Consider the following 19,189-nt stretch of genomic DNA (forward strand, 5'->3'; position numbering starts at 1 on the left):
CTTAGAAATATACTACAAGGATAAAAACATGACTATTTCTCAGGAAGAATACATAATTTGGCGTCAAAGTGTTGAGCGGAGACGAAAGAATTTTAACGAAGTAGCTGAAGGAACCTGGGCAACTACGATGGCTATAAACCCATCTAGCGATGTGTCAAAAAATCCAGAGCAATTAGTTAAGCTTTTAGACGAACAAGCTCAGCAACAATTAACTTTAGGGAACACTCAAATTAGCTGGATAATCCGGCAACATATCCGAAATATTTCCCCTACCTTCATCAACAATCTCCTTCAGCTAATCCAACTTTCAATTACTCTAAATATCTTCACCCCAGACCTTTTAAAAGATTGGCAGGTAGTCGAACTTTTGTGCCAAAATTTAACTCAGGTAGATCCAGCATTGCTTGCACAAGTATTTGCTAGTACTACCGATATTTTCCTTAAGCTAGATCAAGAATCTCTACAAGCCTTGAACTATGTGCCAAGCGAGCAATCTGACACTGAAAGCTATCAAAAGGCTAAAAAGTTATTAGATAAATTTGCTAGTCCCTATAAAGTTCATATTGGCTGTGTAAAAGTAAAATTTGATGGCTGGATCAATATAGATAAGGACGAAAAACTTGATACGGTAGACTTCGTGTGGAACATACTTAATGGTCTACCTTTTGAGAATGACTGTTGTCAATTTATATATCACGAACACTTGTTACAACATTTGCCTGTAGACAAAGGCGTGATGTTTCTCGAAGAGTGTTATCGTATTCTCGAATCCGGGGGAGTGTTACGTGTTGCCATGCCATCTCTCGATTTACTGTATAATACAGTAACCTCTCTCAATTGGCAAAATCAAGACTGGCTTAAATCACCAGAGTATCAGTTGAGCAAAACACGAGCTGAGATGCTTAACGTAGCCTTTCGCTGGTGGGGGCATGAGTGGCTTTATGATCGCGAAGAATTAGAGCGAAGATTGAAAGAAGCTGGATTTACGCACCTAGAGTTTGTTGAGTGGGGCTGTAGTCAAATAGAGGAACTCAGAAACCGGGAAACTCGAAAAGATTCTTTGTTAATATGCGAGGCACGAAAATAATGTCTCAAATCCTTTTTGGTGTTAGTACTTTTGAGAATACCACCATAGATATTAGGTGCAGAAAACATTTAATTTCGATAATTAGGTAACTAATGCTAACGCGAAACAAACCTTTTGAACAACCAATCTATGTAACTCGCCCTATCCTGCCAAGTTTAGACAAATTTACTGATAAACTTCAAGAAATATGGCAAACTAAATGGCTAACTAATAATGGAAAACAACATTGGCTGCTGGAAAATAAATTACAAAATATACTCAATGTTCCATATATTTCATTATTCAATAATGGAACAATAGCTCTCATAATTGCTTGCCAAAGCTTACGCCTAGCTGGTGAAGTTATTACTACTCCTTTTACTTTTCCGGCAACTCCTCATGTGCTGACTTGGAACAATATTAAGCCAATATTTTGCGATATTGATCCAGTTACAATGAATATTGATGCCGATAAAATTGAATCAATGATCACACCCCAAACATCTGCGATTTTGGGTGTGCATGTATATGGTACTCCATGTGATGTTGTCAAAATTCAAGAAATAGCTGATAAATACGGCTTAAAGGTAATTTATGATGCAGCTCATGCATTTGGAGTAGAAGTTTCCGGGGTTGGAATTGGAAACTTCGGTGATATATCAATGATGAGCTTTCATGCTACTAAGCTTTTTCATACTGCTGAAGGTGGCGCTTTGACATTCACAAATCAGAACTTAAAGACAAGGATTGATTTCCTCAAAAACTTTGGCATTAAAAATGAAGAAGAAGTAGTAATGCCTGGAATTAATGGAAAAATGAATGAAATTCAGGCAGCTCTTGGTTTGGTAGTACTCGATTATGTTGAAGATGAAAGAAATAAACGAAAAATTTTAGTTGATACATATAGACAATGCTTAAGAGATATTCCAGGTATTACGCTTTTGCCAGAAAATCAAGATTTTACAAGTAGCTATCAGTATTTTGTGATTAGAATTGATGAGGAGTTATTTGGATATTCACGCAACTATGTATATGATAAATTCAAAGCGTATAATGTCTTTAGTAGAAAATACTTTTATCCTTTGTGCAGTAATTTTTCGTGTTACAAGCATTTACCATCAGCAAATATAACTAACTTACCAGTAGCAAATATAGTCGCTCAACAAACTTTATCACTACCTTTGTATGGGGAATTAACGATTAGCGACATTGAAAAAATTTGCGATATTTTACTTGAAATTAGAGATATGTAGATTATGTCAGGAGTTACAGTTAACATTCCATCATATAATCATGAGCAAGAGGAAAAGATATGGAAAAATCTCAAGAATTGGTAGAACTAAATTACTTAAATGAGCAGTATATTACATCAGCTTATGAAGAAATTGCGTCTTGGCAAATTCTGCCAAAATTTTCAGTAATTACACCTGTATATAATAATGTAGAGGGACAATGGTTAGAGAAAGCTATTGAATCAGTTATTAATCAAATCTATTCAATTTGGGAACTATGTATTGCTGGCGATGCATCTACAGAACCGCAAATCCGCTCTATTTTGAATAACTATAGTCAACATGATTCACGTATTAAAGTTGTATTCCGCCCTGAAAATGGCAATATATCTGCTACTAATAACTCTGCTATAGAATTAGCTACTGGCGACTATATAGCTGTTCTTGATTATGATGATGAGTTAGCGATTGATGCTTTATTTGAAAACGCTAAACTAATTAACCAGTACCCAAACGCCGACTTTATTTATAGTGACGAAGATTTCATAGATACTGAAGGGAAGCGCCATAGTCCATTATTCAAACCTGATTGGTCCCCAGAGTATTTCTATTCCTATATGTATACCAGTCATTTGGGAGTTTATCGTACTAGCCTAATCCGTGAAATAGGTGGTTTTCGCAGTGAGTTTGATGGCTCCCAGGATTATGACTTGGTATTGCGAGTCATAGAAAAAACTAAAAATATTTACCATATTCCCAAAATTCTCTATCATAGCCGCAGCCAACTCTCCTCCGTTGCCTCTAACTCACAAGCAAATTATCGGGCAGATATTGCTGCTAGAAAAGCTCTTCAAGAAATGATAGATCGTAGTCCATATCCAGGACGTGTAGAACAAACATCAAGTCCAAATTATTATAGAGTCCGGCGTGATATCATTGGGCAACCGCTAGTTAGCATTATCATTCCCAGCGCAGGGAAAAAGATTGTTACTCCTACCGGGGAACAATGTTTATTAGAAAATTGTATCCGCAGTATTAAGCAACGGAGTACATATCCAAACTATGAGATTATATTGGTTGATGGATACGATATTCCAGAGTCAACTTTAAAAGCGATCGCCTCTCCTAATTTGCAACTAGTGCAATCCAGCGAACCGTTTAACTACTCGATGCGCATCAACATTGGTGTAGCTAAAGCCAGAGGGGAAATTCTGCTGCAACTCAATGATGATATACTGGTGCTGACTCCAAACTGGATGGAATCAATGCTAGAACTTGCACAACAGAAAGAAATCGGTGCAGTAGGTGCAAGACTATTATATCCAGATGGAAAAATACAGCATGTGGGAGTAATAATAACTGACGGTTGTCCTAATCATGCATTATGCGGTTTGGACATGAAACAACCTGATTATATTACTTCAAGTGTTGCCATCAAAAACTACTTAGCCGTGACTGGTGCTTGCTTAATGATGCGACACGAAGTGTTTGAACAGTTAGGAAGGCTTGACGAGGAGTTTCCTTTGAACTACAACGATGTGGATTTATGCTTAAAAGCCCATCAAGCAGGATATCGCAATGTCATAACACCATTTGCTCAACTCATTCACTTTGAATCAGCCACTCGCCAGAAAGTAGTAAAACCGGAAGAAATATTAAACTTTACTCAAAAGTGGAATAACTATTTGAGAACTTTGGGAGGAGAACCTTACTTTAAAGTCGTTAAAGTTCCCGCAAAAGTGAAATAACTATATCTGGTTTCTATGATACTAAGAGAAAATTATGCAAGGAACTAATAACTTACCAGATGGACCTAAAATACCTCCAATTCTGGGACGGATAAAATTTATACTTCAGCCACTGGAATACGTGGAAGGATTTGCCAAAGTTTACGGCGATTGCTTCACCGTGTGGCCGAGAAAAGATACTCCTCTTGTATACTTCAGTCAACCTCAAGCACTGCAGCAAATTTTTGCCGCTGATGTCCAGCATTTAGATGCAGGAAAGGAAAATTTTAAATTTTTGCTAGGACTCAACTCTCTGTTTGTGCTAAACGGAGAACCACACCAGCGTCAACGCCAACTCTTAACTCCTCCGTTTTATGGCGCAAATCTGCGGGCTTACAGTGAGACTATCCGTGAAATCACCCATCAGATCATTGAGACTTGGAAAATGGATCAGCCTTTGATGATCCGAACATCGATGAAAGAGATTTCTCTGCGCGTGATTATACGGGTTATTTTTGGTCTGGACGAAGGTCCTTCTTTACAAAAATTTCGCCAATTGCTGATTTCCCTGATGGAATTCGTCACTTCTCCTTTCATAGATGCCGTCAGATTTTTTGGCTTAAACAAAGATTTCGGACCTTGGAGTCCCTGGGGTTGGGTTTTGCGGCAAATACAAAAAATAGACGAGTTGATTTATGCTTTGATTCAAGAACGAAGAACCCAATCTAATTCAAGTCGGCAAGATATTCTGAGTTTGATGATGTCAGCGCGTGATGAAAATGGCGTTCCAATGACCGATCAAGAGTTACGTGATGAGTTAATGACGATGCTGGTTGCCGCACATGAAACTACAGCTTCAGCATTGGTATGGGCGTTGTATTCGCTAGACCTTTTTCCACAGGTACGCAACAAATTGCTTAGAGAATTGGAGCTTTTTGGTGACAACCCAGATCCAATGGCGATCACCAAACTACCCTATTTAACAGCTGTCTGCCAAGAAACCCTGCGGATTCATCCGATTGCGTTCAGTGCTTTGCCTCGCCGTGTGCTTACGCCTGTGGAAATTGTCGGGTATCAGCTACCAGTGGGAACAATTATAATGCCCAGTATCTACTTAGCTCACAATAGGGAAGAAGTTTACCCACAACCAAAACAATTCAGACCAGAACGCTTTTTAGCAAGGCAATTTTCCCCATACGAGTATTTACCTTTTGGTGGTGGAAATCGTCGTTGTATTGGGATGGCATTTGCCCTAAATGAAATGAAACTGGTATTAGCAACTATTCTTTCACGCTTTCAAGTAACTCTAGTCAACAAACTTCCCATGCGTCCCAAGCGCAGTTTTGTGACTTTTGTAGCACCAGGAGGAATGCAAATGATTGCATCCCCTTATGTAAAGCTGACAATCAATACTTAAATGTCCATCCTACCTTTGTACGGTGAATTAACAATTAGTTATGTAGAAAAAATTTGTAATATCTTACTTGAAATGTGTGAGGTTTAGATATGCCGAAAGTTACGGTTATGGTTCCATCTTACAATCATGAAAAATTTGTGGGTGAGGCAATTCAAAGTGTTTTAAATCAAACCTATCATGATTTTGAAATAGTTATTACAGATGACGGTTCTACGGATCAAAGCGTGAGCGTTATTAAAAGCTTTACAGATCCGAGAATTAAGCTGTTTTGTTTTGAGAAAAATCAAGGAGCTTGTGTTGCTGGACTCAAGTGTCGTAGCGAAGCCAAAGGTGAATTTATAGCATTGCTAAACTCAGATGATGTTTTTGCTCCTGACAAGCTGGAAAAGCAAGTTAGGTTTTTAGAGCAAAATCCAGAAATTGGTGCTGTTTTTAGTTATGCACAAATTATCGACGAAGAAGGTAGTGATTTCAATAATAAAAAACACTTGTATAAGCATATTTTTATCCAACCCAATAGAACAAGATTTGAGTGGCTCAATCATTTTTTTTTCAAGGGTAACTGTTTATGTGCTCCCACTTGTTTAATTCGTAAAGAATGTTACGACAAAATTGGTTCTTTTGATAGACGCTATGCTCAGTTACCGGATTATGACTACTGGATAAGACTTTGCATGAAGTACGAAATTCACGTCATACCAGAGAATTTGATTAAGTTTCGTATTCGTAATAATGAAGCAAATGCCAGTGGACAAAGACCAGAAGTGAAAGTTCGCGATCAGTTTGAGAAGACTCAAATTTTGAAAAATTACCTGAGGAGTGAGATTTGTGATGATTTACCAAAAATATTTCCTTTTAAATTCATGAGAAATAATAGAGAAATAGAATTCAAAAAGGAATATGTGCCTTTTCTGCTCGGTATGCTTGCACTTGCAGTTGAATCATCTCCTGCACACCAATACTTTGGTCTTAGTACAATCCATGAGACGCTTGGAGATACAAAGCTTGCTCAAAATATTAGAGATGAATTTTCTTTTGATTATAAAAAGTTTTTTGAATTAACAGGAAAAATCGATATTTTTAAGATTCTTTTGGCAGAAAAAGCCAATCACATGATTCAACAAGAAGCTCAGGTAAAATGAGAAAGGCACGAAAATAAATGACTCAAACTTTCCGGCATTTAAATAAGTATAATATTCCTGGTCTTCGCACTTTCGAGTACACTAAAATAGTAGGGATAGAAAACATTGAATTTGGTACAAATATCATCATTGATGATTTCGTATTTATCTATGCTAAAAAGAAGATCAAGATAGGCAGCTATGTTCATATTGCATCCTTCACTTCAATCACAGGAGGTGAAAGTTTCACTATCGGGGACTTCTCAGGTCTTTCTTCTGGAGTGAGAATTTTCACTGGCTCAGATGATTTTACAGGATGTCATCTTGGCAATCCAACAGTTGATGAAAAGTACAGAAATGTTCATCGAGCACCCGTACATATAGGTCGATATTGTGGCATCGGGGCAAATAGTGTTATTTTACCAGGTGTGACAGTGGGGGAAGGAGCCGTAGTCGCTGCTGGCTCAGTTGTTACCAAAAACTTAGAGCCGTGGGGAATATATGTTGGGAATCGTAAAATAGGAGAAAAAGATAAGGTAGCGATTCTCAATAACATTGAAAATTTTTTGTTAGAAACAGGCAAAAATTTAGAGAAATCTAACAATAAATAATCAAGAATAAACCTTTTGCTTAACCAATTTATGTGACTATTGCACCACCAGGAGGAATGCAAATGATTGCATCCCCTTGTGTGAAGCAGGCAATGAATATTTAAAATTCAACTGCCTGCTCTAGTATTTGACGGTATAAATTAACTAAATGCTCAATGGTTTTGGCATCAAACAATCTGTTTGTGTAACTTAGCCTCCCGTGTACTCTATCTTCTTCATCAAATATCGTCAATCTCAAGTCTTGCTCGGTTACCGTTGCACCACCACCAAAGTTGACAAGCTTAGTTTTCTCAATCGGAGGATACTTAACATTTCTTGGTATTGGTATGAAGTTGAAAAACACTTGAGCGTGGTCAATTGTCGGTATACCACTCTGAATGCCGGGTAAGTTTTGGTAATCATAGCTCTCAAAGTACATATCACCTACCCGGACTAATAACTCCCTAAACGAGGGATTCCCGGAAAGATTAGTCCGCAGTAACAATCTGTTAGCAAACACGCCAATCAAAAATTTAGTTTCATATGGGTTTCGATTCGCATTGAGAACAGCCACAACAATATCATCTTTACCTGTATAGGTGTGAAGTAATAGTTTAAAAGCCGTTAACATGATCGTGAAAAGGCTAACATTCTCCTTGCGCCCCATTTTTCTCAGAGAGTTGATGAGATTTGTAGGTAGCTCTATTGGATGAGCGATCGCAGGTAATAATTTCCCCAATTCTCTACTAGGTTCAAAAATTGGTTGAGCCGAAGCTAACTTTTTCTTCCAATAGGAATCATAGCTTTGCCTCACTTCACCAGACATATACTGTTGTTGCCAGTGTACAAAGTCCGCATACTGAAACGGTAATTCGGCAAGCCCAGAGGGTAGACCTTTGTCAAAGGTATTATAAAGTACTGACAACTCTCCCATAAATACACCCAAGGAAAAGCCATCAAAAATAATGTGGTTAATAAAGAAGTTGAGCAGATACTCCTGTTGACCTACTTGCAGCAATTGAGTTCTAATCAGGGAACCACAGTTTAGATCAAAAGGACGCAAACTTTCCTCTTCAAATAACTGAGCACACTTATGCGCTTTTTGTGTTCCCGAAAGCTCCCGTAGGTCAATAACTTGCACTGTTAATGTCAGCATCGAAGCAATAACTTGAACTGGTTTGCCATCCACAATTGGAAAATTTGTTCGTAAAATGTCGTGTCGCCGCACAATTTCATTCAGGCTTTGTTCTAGTGCAGCGACGTTAAGAAAACCTACAATGTAATAAGTGAATTTAATTGTTGTGGTGTAGGGGTGGTCGTTAAACCACGACCATTGCTGATTTGCTGAAAGCGGAAGATTCTCTGGCTGATAGTTCTTTCGTTGAAGCCCAGATATCTTTGCTCTAGTCTTTAATGGCTGCTGGGAATTGGCTAGAACCTCAATTGCTTGAGCTAAAAGGGCGATCGTCTGCTTCTCAAACAGCAACTTTAGCGGAATCTCTACACCTATGGCAAGGCTTGCTTGAGAAATCAATTGCATTCCTAAAAGTGAATGCCCTCCCAATTCAAAGAAATTGTCATGGATACCAATCTTTTCAACACCCAAAACTTGCGCCCAGATAGCAGCTAAGACCTCTTCAGTGGGGTTGCGGGGTTCGGTTAAACTGGAGGAGCGACAAACACTGGATGTATCCGGTGCGGGCAAAGCGCGACTGTCTACCTTGCCATTGGGTGTTAATGGTATGGTATCCATGAAGACAAAGGCTACAGGTATCATGTACTCAGGTAACTTCTGCTGCAAAAAGCTGCGCAGTTCACTCAAATTGGGGGGATTTTGCTTTGTCACCACTATATAAGCCACTAGCTGCTTGTCACCAATAACGTCTTCACGCGCTACAACCACAGTCTGGAGTACATCTGGATGTTGACTCAGTACAGCCTCTATCTCTCCCAACTCAATGCGGAAACCCCGCACCTTCACTTGGTGGTCGATACGACCAACAAACTCAATCTGTCCGTTACTCAGGTAACGGGCTAAATCCCCAGTTTTGTAAAGCCTTGCATCCGCTTCCTGACTATAGGGATGGGGAATAAATTTCTCGGCAGTCAGTTCGGGACGGTTGAGATAGCCCCAAGCCAAGCCAGCTCCACCAATGTATAGTTCCCCCACCACGCCAAAAGGAACAGGTTGAAGATGTTTATCCAAGATATAGGTTTGGACATTAGGAATTGCACAACCAATTGGTACTTCTCCCCAGACTGGTTCCGATAAGTCACACTTGGTTGCAACGATAGTAGTTTCCGTCGGACCATAAGTATTTACCAGTCGCACGCGAGGAGGTACATATTTGTGCCATGTTTCCAGTGGCATCTTGAGCGCTTTTTCTCCGCCAATTATCACTAAACGCAGTTGCTTTGGTAGTACGCAATTTTCCCTAGCTAAGGCAGAAGTGATTTGATGCCAGAATGCTGTGGGTAAGTTTAACACAGTTAGTTTAAGTTCGCAACATTTTTCTAAAAATGCGTGTATTGAACTTAACATGGCATCAGTACGCAGTACCAAGGTTCCACCTCGTACTAGACAGGGAAATATCTCTTCTGCTGCTGCATCGAAACTAATCGAGGCAAACTGTAATAGGCGATCGCTTGTGTTCAAGTTATATTCCGCCGCCGCCGCTTGAGTGTAGTTTGTCAAAGCACCGTGGGGAATCATCACCCCCTTAGGAACACCAGTAGATCCTGAGGTGTAAATTACATAAGCCAAGTTTTTGGCTGTCACATTAATGATAGGATTTTCCTGATTTTCTTGAGAGATTACCTCCCAGTCTGCATCTAGACAAACTATATTTGCCTTTTGGTTGGGAAGTCCAACCACCAAATTCTTTTGAGTTAACAGCACTGGCACTTGAGCATCTGACAACATGAAGCCTAAGCGCTCTTTAGGATAAGCTGGGTCTAATGGCACGTAAGCTCCACCCGCTTTCAAAATGCCCAATATTGCTACCACCATTTCCCAGGAGCGCTCCATGTAAATGCCAACCAGAACATCAGATGTTACGCCCTGTTTTTGTAAGTAATGCGCTAGACAATTCGCTCGTTGGTTCAGCTCCAGGTAGGTAAGCTGTTCATCTTGAAACACAACCGCAATCAAATCAGGTGTCCGCTCCGCCTGAGCCTCAAACAACTGATGGATGCAATCTTTGGGGTAATCTACCTTTTGGTTATTCCACTCCACTAGGATGAGGTGACGCTCTTCCTCAGATAGCAGGGGAAGGTAGGCAATGGGTTGGGTAATGTCAGTGACAATACCTTGCAAAAAAGTAGTAAAGGAGCGCAACATCACAGCAATGCTGTCACCATCTAATGCCTCGGTATCATATAGCCAACAGCATTCTTTTCCATCTTCCGGAATTACCAGGGTTAACTCATTTCCTCGGCTAGTTTTGTAGTCGTCTATACTTTCTACCCGTTCTATAATCACTGGAAACTTGTTCTCACTGACCAAATCCGCCACTGAAAGAAGAACTGGATACCTAGCTACGGTATCGCGTGCAAAAGTCAAGTGAAGTTTAGTTAACTTCACCTGCTCCCTCAAGACTGCAAAAACTTCTGCAAAACTTTGCTTCTCCCCTATCTCTACGCGAAAAGGTACATGCTCGGCAAAAAAGTTTTCCAGTCCTACCAATTCGTGTTGCAGCGAGACATCTTTAAATCCAATATCAAAACAGTAACTTCCGCTACTTCGGGCAAGATAAGCAGCAAAAGTAGCTAAGAGAAAATCGCTCAGCGAATATGCCCAATGGCGTTCCAAAAAGGTGAGCACCTCCTGCGATACAGGCAACTTGACCTGAGCGTACTGCTTTTGTTTCGAGTGGGATGCCTTCGACTGTGCATAGGGAATCGTGTAAGGCTCTAACATCGCCAGTTTCTTTACCCAGAAAGCCTCATGCTTAGCAATCAACGCATCAAAAGCCTCAATGCGCCTCGCGATATCTGGCTCAATGTCTTTAAACCGATACCCCACCTGTAGTCCAAACTTAGCGACCAAATCAGGAATCGATAGCGTCTGACCATCAATGGTCTGCACTTGGCGCAATGCAATCTCGTAAGAAGTTGTAGAAACCTTAAGCAAATTATCTTCAATCGCTGTTACTGTTCCAGTTGGTGACTTGGACAGGTCTTGAAGAACTTCGAGTTTAGAGACTACGATGAAGTCGCTTCCTATAGCTAACTTCGCCAGAGCAAGTGAATTGGGGTATGGTCCAAAGTCTAAAGCCCGAACCAAAGCATCTATCTCACGGGCACAACGGTTGAATGAGAACACCCCTCCTGTGAATGAGAACACTCCTCCTGTAGAAGGCCGCTGAGAGCGCGAAAAATAGGTTCGCTCTCCCAAGTTCTGCTTTCGAGCTATTGCTTGGTGGCAGCTAAGCTCATCAATTAGTTGAGCAAATGAATTGATGGCTGCTTCATAGCATTTCCCATTGAGTGTAAAAGCAGTTTCATCATCAGCAATGCCAAACACAGCTGATGCAAGGATATCGCCAGCGTCAACTAGACTACTCATTACGTGCCATGTAACACCATGGGTTTTCTGCTGATGCATCAAAGCCCAAGACGGAGAATGAATTCCCGCGTATTTTGGTAGGGGCGCATTATGGTAGTTAATAGCGTACAAGCTTGGTAACTCCAAAATTTCTTGAGGTAAAAGGTTAATGTTGACAATGCTGAACAGGTAATCAAAAGATTTCTGGCTCAAAAATGCGATGAGATTATCTGTTGGTTGGATGTGAGGTATGCCTTTTCCCTTCGCCCAATCACTTATTAATGTATCAGAGGAGATGATGCCGAAAATTTGATGACCCCTCTCTAACAGCATTTGAGCACATTGAATAACTAAAGTTCCACTTCCAATCACAAAGCAACTAAATTGTTGATGAATATGCAACTGATGCTGTTGTGCTACACTGAACACAGGCAAGTCACATATACATTGATTAGGGTTTGCAACAATGCCTTCCAGCAACGTCTGGAAATTTGCTACCATGCGCGTAATTGTGGCAGCATCAAACAAGTCGCAGTTATATATCAATTCACCAGTTAGTCCCGCCGCTGTTTCTTGCATTGACAAGGTTAAATCAAACTTGGCAGTGACATTCTCCAATTCTATAGGAGTCATCGTCAGACCGGGCAGTACCAATTTACCCATTGGAGCATTTTCCCAGGTGAACATTACAGAGAACAGAGGTGTATGGCTCCCTGAACGCTGTGGTTTTAGTTCTTCTACCAGTTTCTCAAAGGGCAGATCTTGGTGGGTATAGGCTTGCAGCGCCACCTCACGCACCCTTTGTAGTAATTCTCGAAAACTGGGATTGCCAGACAAATCAGTTCGCAGCACTAACGTATTCACAAAAAACCCAATCAAGCCTTCGATTTCGATTCGATTGCGGTTTGCGATCGCAGAACCCACGATCAAGTCTTCCTGTCCACTATAACGATACAGCAAGACCTTGAATGCTGCCAACAGCGTGATGAACAGGGTTACGCCTTCCTGTTGGGTGAGGGTTTTGATTTTCTTGCTGAGGTCGAGGGAGAATTTCAGGGTTTGCTTTGCACCCCGGTACGTTTGCACAGGTGGACGTAGACGGTCAGTAGGTAACTCCAATAAGGGTAACTCACCCCCGATCTGCTGTTTCCAGTAAGTCACAAGAGACTCTAGTACTTCTCCTTGCAGATACTGACGCTGCCAGACTGCAAAGTCTGCATACTGGATCGGTAATGGTGGGTAGGAAGTAATTCCTGATAAGAATGCTTGATAAAAATTTGACAACTCTTGAGTAAATACCCCCCTTGACCAGCCATCGAAAACAATGTGATGCCAAGTAAACAACAGCACATGAGACGCTTCACTAAGTCGTAAAAGAGTTACTCGTAGTAAAGGAGGTTTGGATAAATCAAAGGGTTTTTCTGCCTCTTGGGTAGCTAAGTCCTGTACAACCTTTGACTGTTCAGCTTCTGGAAAATTCTCTAGGTTGACTACTGGTAGGAAAATAGTGACTTCAGGATGAACTTTATGTACTGTATTACCATTTACCAATTCAAAGCTAGTACGTAAAACTTCGTGACGGAATACAATGTTCCTAATTGCCTGCTCTAAAGCGACTACATTTAAATTCCCCGTTATCTGCCATCCAAAGTTTATGTGATAATTATTACTATTATTATCCAGATGGTAAAGGAACCACAGCCGTTGTTGTGCAAAGGACAGGGGTAGGTCTTTGTCCCTGGGAACCGGACGGATACTCTCGAATTTAGAATAGGAGTTAAGATTAACCGAATTCAGAAAATTGATAATTTCTACTTTGCGCTCAGATAGCTGTGTACGTATCTCTGGTGTCAGTGTTCCCTTTGGGGCACTACAGCGCAAGCGACCTTGTTCAACCCATAACTTTATATCCAGATGAGAAAGGTCTAACAAAAATTCTTCTATGTTTTTCACAGTTCAATCTCCTCTGTGTCTTCTAATAAATTGCTCTTCGTTAGTTCCTGTAACTTTTTCACTGTGTAAAGAATCTTGTCGATGCTGGCAGCTAACTTAGCTACTGTAGGCTCTTTAAACAAACGATGCAAAGACAATTCCACTGAAAAAGTTTGTCGCAATCGAGAAATCACTTGGGTGGCAAGTAGCGAATGTCCGCCTAAGGTAAAGAAGTTGTCGTGGATTCCTACATTTTGTACACCGAGAACTGAAGCGAAGGTGTTGGCGATGATTTCTTCAGTTGGTGTACGTGGTGCAATGTATTCCTGTTCTCGGTCAACACGATCAGGTATTGGTAATGCAGAGCGGTCTATTTTGCCATTGGGTGTTAACGGTATGGTGTCTAAAGTGACAAAAGCAGCAGGCACCATGTATTCCGGTAACTGCTGCTTCAAAAAGCTGCGCAGTTCGCTCAAATTGGGGAGATTTTGCTGTGGTTTTACCACTATATAAGCCACCAGCCGCTTGTCACCAACAATGTCTTCACGGGCAATGACTACAGTTTGAAATACAACCGGGTGTTGGCTCAGTACTGCCTCTATCTCTCCTAACTCAATGCGGTATCCGCGAATCTTTACCTGATGGTCAATACGACCAAGGAATTCGATGTTACCATCCTGTAAGTAGCGAGCTAAATCTCCAGTTTTGTAAACTCGTGTCCCCTCTTGTTGACTAAAGGGGTTGGCAATGAATTTTTCACTAGTTAGTTCTGGGCGGTTGAGGTAGCCTCGCGCTAATCCTGCACCTCCAATGTGTAATTCTCCGGGTACGCCAATAGGTACTGGTTGTAAATTGTTATCTAAAATATACAACTCAGTGTTAGAAATGGGGCGACCAATAGGAATATAAGCTCCAGGGAAGCTTTGTTTTACTACTTTGTAACAACAGCACCCTGCTACAGTTTCTGTAGGACCATATTGGTTAATTAATTTAGTTACTGGTGCTTGTTTTCGCCAGAAAGAAATCAGTTTTTCTGATAAGGCTTCTCCACCAATAATAAATGCTTGAGTTTGAATGCTGACTAGTTCGTTAGTAAATAAATGGCTAAGGATTTCTAATTGAGTAGGGGTAAATTTTACCAGGCTAAACTTATTACCAGAACACAGTGCTGCTTTGAGTTCTTCCATTTCTCCTTCTTCTGGTAAAAGTACTACCTTACGTCCTACCAATAAAGGAGAAAATAAACTGAGAATAGTGGCATCGAAGGCAATTGAAGAATTGACTGTAGAACCATCTCCTGTGGCAACATTATAAGCTTTTGTACACCAACTTAAATAATTCACCATCCCACGATGTAGAATCATTGTTCCCTTAGGTTTTCCGGTAGAACCTGAAGTATAAATTACGTAAGCTAAATTGTCTGATTTGGTTTTGCTACAAGGGTTATCATCAGAGTAATCAGCAAAGTTTTGCCAATCTTCCTCTAGACAAATCGTTTGTATTTGGTGTGGTGATGACAGTTGTTTTAATAAGTGTTGTTGAGTGAGTAGTATTAGTAAATGTGAATCCGCCAACATATAACTCAACCGCTCTTGAGGATAAGTAGGGTCAAGGGGGACATAGGCACCACCCGCCTTGAGTATCCCCAAAAGTCCTACCACCATCTCTACAGAACGTTCGGTGCAAATACCCACCAGCACTTCTGGTCCCACTCCTAAGGAAAGCAGGTGATGTGCGAGTTGGTTAGCTCTAGTATTTAATTGATGGTAGGTCAACTGTTGTTCTTCAAACACTACCGCAACGGCATCTGGGGTAAGTTCTACCTGTTGTTCAAATAATTGATGAATACATTTATCAGTAGGGTATACCGCAGCAGTATCATTCCACTCAACCAATAACTGATGGCGTTCTGCTGCACTTAACAGGGGTAATTCACCCACTGTTGCTGCTGGATTTTCTACAATTGCTGACAACAAGTTCTGGAAATGACCACTCATCCGCTTGATGGTAACTGCATCAAATAAATCACTGTTGTACTCGAATTGACAAGCTAGCCCTACTGGTGTATGCAAGATATCCAGAGTTAAATCAAACTGTGCAATTTCCCTGTCAAACTTGAATTCCTCTATCTGGATACCAGAGAATTCCACAACTTCGTTCGGGAAATTTCTGAACTGGAACATTACTTGAAACACAGGAGTATGGTTCAAATGTCTTTCTGGTTGCAGTTCCTCTACCAGTTTCTCGAAAGGAATATCTTGGTGAGCATAAGCTTGCAGCGCTACCTCACGAACTTGAGCTAATAGTTCTCGAAAACTGAGTTTACCGTGAACGTGCGTGCGTAAAACAAGGGTGTTAATCAAAACTCCAATCAATTTCTCCGTCTCAATTCGATTTCGACCTGCAACAGGAGAGCCAACGAGAATGTCATCCTGACCTGTATAACGATGGAGCAATATTTTAAAAGCCGCTAACAGCGTCATAAATAGTGTTACCTCTTGCTGCTGGCTCAAAGCCTGGAGGGATTCACTTAAGTCTTTAGGTAACACCGAAACAAGTTTAGCACCATGAAATGTCTGAACTGCTCCTCTAGGTCGGTCTTTTGGCAGATCCAACACTGGTAGACTACCGCTTAGCTGTTTTTTCCAGTAAGCAAGCTGGGATTGTTGTATCTCTCCTTGTAACTGCTGGCGTTGCCAATGGGCAAAGTCAACATACTGAATCGGTAACTCTGGTAGGGGAGATGGCTTCCCCATAGAGAAAGCTTCGTAGATTTGTGCTAACTCCTGCAAAAGGACTCCCTGCGACCAGCCATCAAAGATGATATGGTGCATTGTCAGTAGCAAGATATGTTCTACTTCGCTCAACCGCAGAATAATAGCTTTGAGTAAGGGGGATTGAGATAAGTTGAAGCTTTGCTGAGCCTCCTGTAGAGCGATCCGCTTAGCTTCAGCTTCCCGCTCAGTGGCAGACAGAGAACTAAGGTCTAGTATTGGCAATGTCAAGGTCAATGTTGGGGCGATCGCTGCTACATGTTGCCCATTCACTACAGGAAAAGTTGTACGTAAGATTTCATGACGACGTACAATCTCATTTAGGCTTTGTTCTAGCACTGCTATGTTCAGGAAGCCTTTAAGACGAACATAAGTTGGACGATTGTAAGCAGGATTACCAGGTTCTAGTTGATCTAGAAAGTACATCCTAGCTTGAGAAAACGACAGTGGGGCAGAGTCACGGTTCTTTATCCGTCGAATGTCTAAAAGATCGGATATTTCTTCTGATTGAGTTTTTTCAACTAGAAGTGAGGTAATATTAATAGCTATGTTGGCTACAGTAGGCTGCTGAAAGAAAACCAGCAAAGACAAATCTACTTGCACCGCTTCACGTACACGGTTGAGGATCTGAGTTGCCAGAATCGAGTCTCCGCCCAACTGAAAGAAGTTATCGTGGATGCCCACTGGCTCAACTTGTAAAACAACCGACCAAATTTTTGCTAATTCTTCTTCTAACGGGGTGCGAGGAGGAGTAAATATTGGTCTTGGGGAAGTGGGATTGGATGCAGTTAAACCCAGCTTTTGAGCTAAACCAATCCGGTGTAGTTTGCCAGTCGCTCCGGTGGGAATTTCATCCAGAAACAAAACTACACGAGGAACTTTAAAGTCAGCTAGTCGCGCAGCAGCAAACTCTTTGATCTCCAGTTCTGTAGCAGATGCCCCCTGTCGCAAAACGACAGCGGCGGCGACATCTTCACCAAGAAGAGTGTGGGGAGCAGCAAAGGTGACGGCTTGAGCGATCGCCGGATGATCTAAAAGTACTTCATCCACTTCACGGGGCGAAATTTTCTCACCTCCGCGATTAATAATTTCCTTTATACGACCTTTGAGGAAAAGATAACCATCGGTATCCAAATACCCCAGATCCCCAGTACGGAACCAGCCCATAGTGAAGGCACTCTCGTTGGCGCTCGGATTATTTTCATACCCAAGGGTAACATTAGTACCAGTGATAACGACTTCTCCAATTTCACCTGCTGCAAGCAAGTTGCCCATCTCATCCATAATGCCTACTTCTGTACCTGCTGCTACTCCAACGGAACCAAGCTTGCGCTCTCCTGGAGGTAAAGGATTGCTAGTGATCTGATGGGAAGCTTCTGTCATCCCGTAAGCTTCAATCACCGGAGCATTAAACACCTGTGTTAATTCTGTCATCACCTGATGTGGCAAGGAAGCAGAGGAAGAACGGATAAACCTCACCGGGTACTGGCTAATGGTTTGACGGTGGGCATGGGCGCGTGCCAAAATCGCTTGATGCATTGTGGGAACAGCAGTGTACCAGGTTGGGCGAAACTCTTCTACCCATTCAAAGAATTTAGGTGCATAAAAGCCTGGGGTGCAAACCACACTTCCACCAGCTATTAAGGATGAAAGCAATGCACCAATCAGACCGTGAATATGAAACAATGGCATTATATTCAAGCAGCGATCGCCCTTGCTCAACGAGAGCGCAACCCGAATGTTATGAGCCGAAGTGCAAAGGTTTTCATGTGTCAAAGGCACGAGTTTAGGGCGGGATGTTGTACCTGAGGTATGCAGCACTAAAGCCACATCGTTTGCCTGGGCAAAACCACTGCTAATTGGATTGTTAACTTTACTCCCTGTGAGCGTGAATATTCCTGCCTCTGCCTCTAACTGAGGTGATATTTCTATGATGGGAATGCCTTTTGCTTGAGCTACGGCAATTGCTTGCGAGTTAATCCCAGATTGAACAATTAATGCCTTAGCGTTCAAGTCTTTGAGATAAAAGTCAAATTCATTGGCGCGATAAGCTGGATTGAGTGGCGCACAAGTAGCACCAGAGGCAACAGCTAAAAATGCCACAGCCATTTCTGGACTATTGGGGAGAGCGATCGCCACTCGGTCATGGCGACCTAAACCATTGCTGTGCAACTGGGCAACGACATCATTTACCTGATTTTGTAATCGGCGATAGGTAAGCGCTGCGCGTCCTGGTGCAGTAATCGCAATTGCATCGGGGTTTGTCTGTGCAAGGCGTTCTAGCCACTCATAAATACATGTGGGTTGATTACCTTGAGGGGGATACCATTTATAGCTGTTCAAAATTGTGTCTCTTCGTACTAATTAAAAGTTCTGTTGTCTGGCTGTTGATCCAAGACTAAGATAGGAGAATTTTTATTTATTCAGTTGTTCATGAATTGTCTATAACATCCGCGAATGCTTGCCAATCAATAGCTAAACTTTACAATCCGAGTACTTAGGTTAATCTTATTTTTACAAATACACATGTAATAATTACAGTTTGACAAATTTATTAATGTGTGTATACAGATTTGTTACGAGCTGTTCATTACTCGCTAATGGCTACGGTTCCGCTGCCACATCATCCAAAAGGAAGAATTATAGCTGCTTATTTAAAGAAATAACAAAGAAATTACGCTACGAAACGAGTTTTATATGAATTTTTGGTAAAAACGATAATGAGTAGTTGAGATTTTTGGGTAAGAACATATAGTGATAAATATTACTGAATTTTGCTAGTGC

General features: G+C 41.3%; 7 protein-coding genes and 1 pseudogene. 6 read left to right on the forward strand and 2 right to left on the reverse strand.

Going from position 1 to position 19,189, the window contains the following annotated elements; all coding sequences use genetic code 11:
* Nucleotides 1-28 precede the first annotated feature (28 nt).
* From ICL16_RS05290 to ICL16_RS05315, 6 genes and pseudogenes are all read left to right on the forward strand, one after another.
* On the forward strand, nt 29-1,087 hold the full coding sequence (locus ICL16_RS05290) for a class I SAM-dependent methyltransferase (RefSeq protein ID WP_190825832.1): 1,059 nt from the start codon (nt 29-31) through the stop codon (nt 1,085-1,087).
* 92 nt (nt 1,088-1,179) lie between these two features.
* Nucleotides 1,180-2,319 (forward strand): DegT/DnrJ/EryC1/StrS family aminotransferase, encoded by a 1,140-nt coding sequence (locus ICL16_RS05295; RefSeq protein WP_190825833.1) that lies wholly within the window; start codon nt 1,180-1,182, stop codon nt 2,317-2,319.
* Nucleotides 2,320-2,378: 59 nt separating this feature from the next.
* Nucleotides 2,379-4,046, forward strand: a complete 1,668-nt coding sequence (locus tag ICL16_RS05300; protein WP_190825834.1) for a glycosyltransferase family 2 protein — start codon at nt 2,379-2,381, stop codon at nt 4,044-4,046.
* Nucleotides 4,047-4,080: 34 nt separating this feature from the next.
* The gene (locus tag ICL16_RS05305) at nt 4,081-5,442 is read left to right on the forward strand and encodes a cytochrome P450 (RefSeq protein ID WP_190825835.1); all 1,362 of its coding nucleotides are present in this window, start codon (nt 4,081-4,083) and stop codon (nt 5,440-5,442) included.
* Nucleotides 5,443-5,531: 89 nt separating this feature from the next.
* A pseudogene (locus tag ICL16_RS47995) lies at nt 5,532-6,161 on the forward strand (glycosyltransferase family 2 protein); the annotation flags it as partial.
* A 440-nt stretch (nt 6,162-6,601) separates the two neighbouring features.
* Entirely contained in the window at nt 6,602-7,174 is a 573-nt protein-coding gene (locus ICL16_RS05315) for an acyltransferase (protein WP_190825837.1), read from the forward strand.
* 100 nt (nt 7,175-7,274) lie between these two features.
* Here the strand turns inward: ICL16_RS05315 and ICL16_RS05320 are convergent, their stop codons facing one another.
* Both ICL16_RS05320 and ICL16_RS05325 read right to left on the reverse strand, forming a co-directional pair.
* Complete coding sequence (locus tag ICL16_RS05320; RefSeq protein WP_190825838.1) at nt 7,275-13,652, reverse strand: non-ribosomal peptide synthetase; 6,378 nt, start codon at nt 13,650-13,652, stop codon at nt 7,275-7,277.
* Complete coding sequence (locus ICL16_RS05325; RefSeq protein WP_190825839.1) at nt 13,649-18,748, reverse strand: non-ribosomal peptide synthetase; 5,100 nt, start codon at nt 18,746-18,748, stop codon at nt 13,649-13,651. Before ICL16_RS05325 ends, ICL16_RS05320 begins: the two co-directional genes overlap by 4 nt.
* Nucleotides 18,749-19,189 lie beyond the last annotated feature (441 nt).

The sequence above is a fragment of the Iningainema tapete BLCC-T55 genome (genome assembly GCF_014698965.1).
GTDB lineage: Bacteria > Cyanobacteriota > Cyanobacteriia > Cyanobacteriales > Nostocaceae > Iningainema > Iningainema tapete.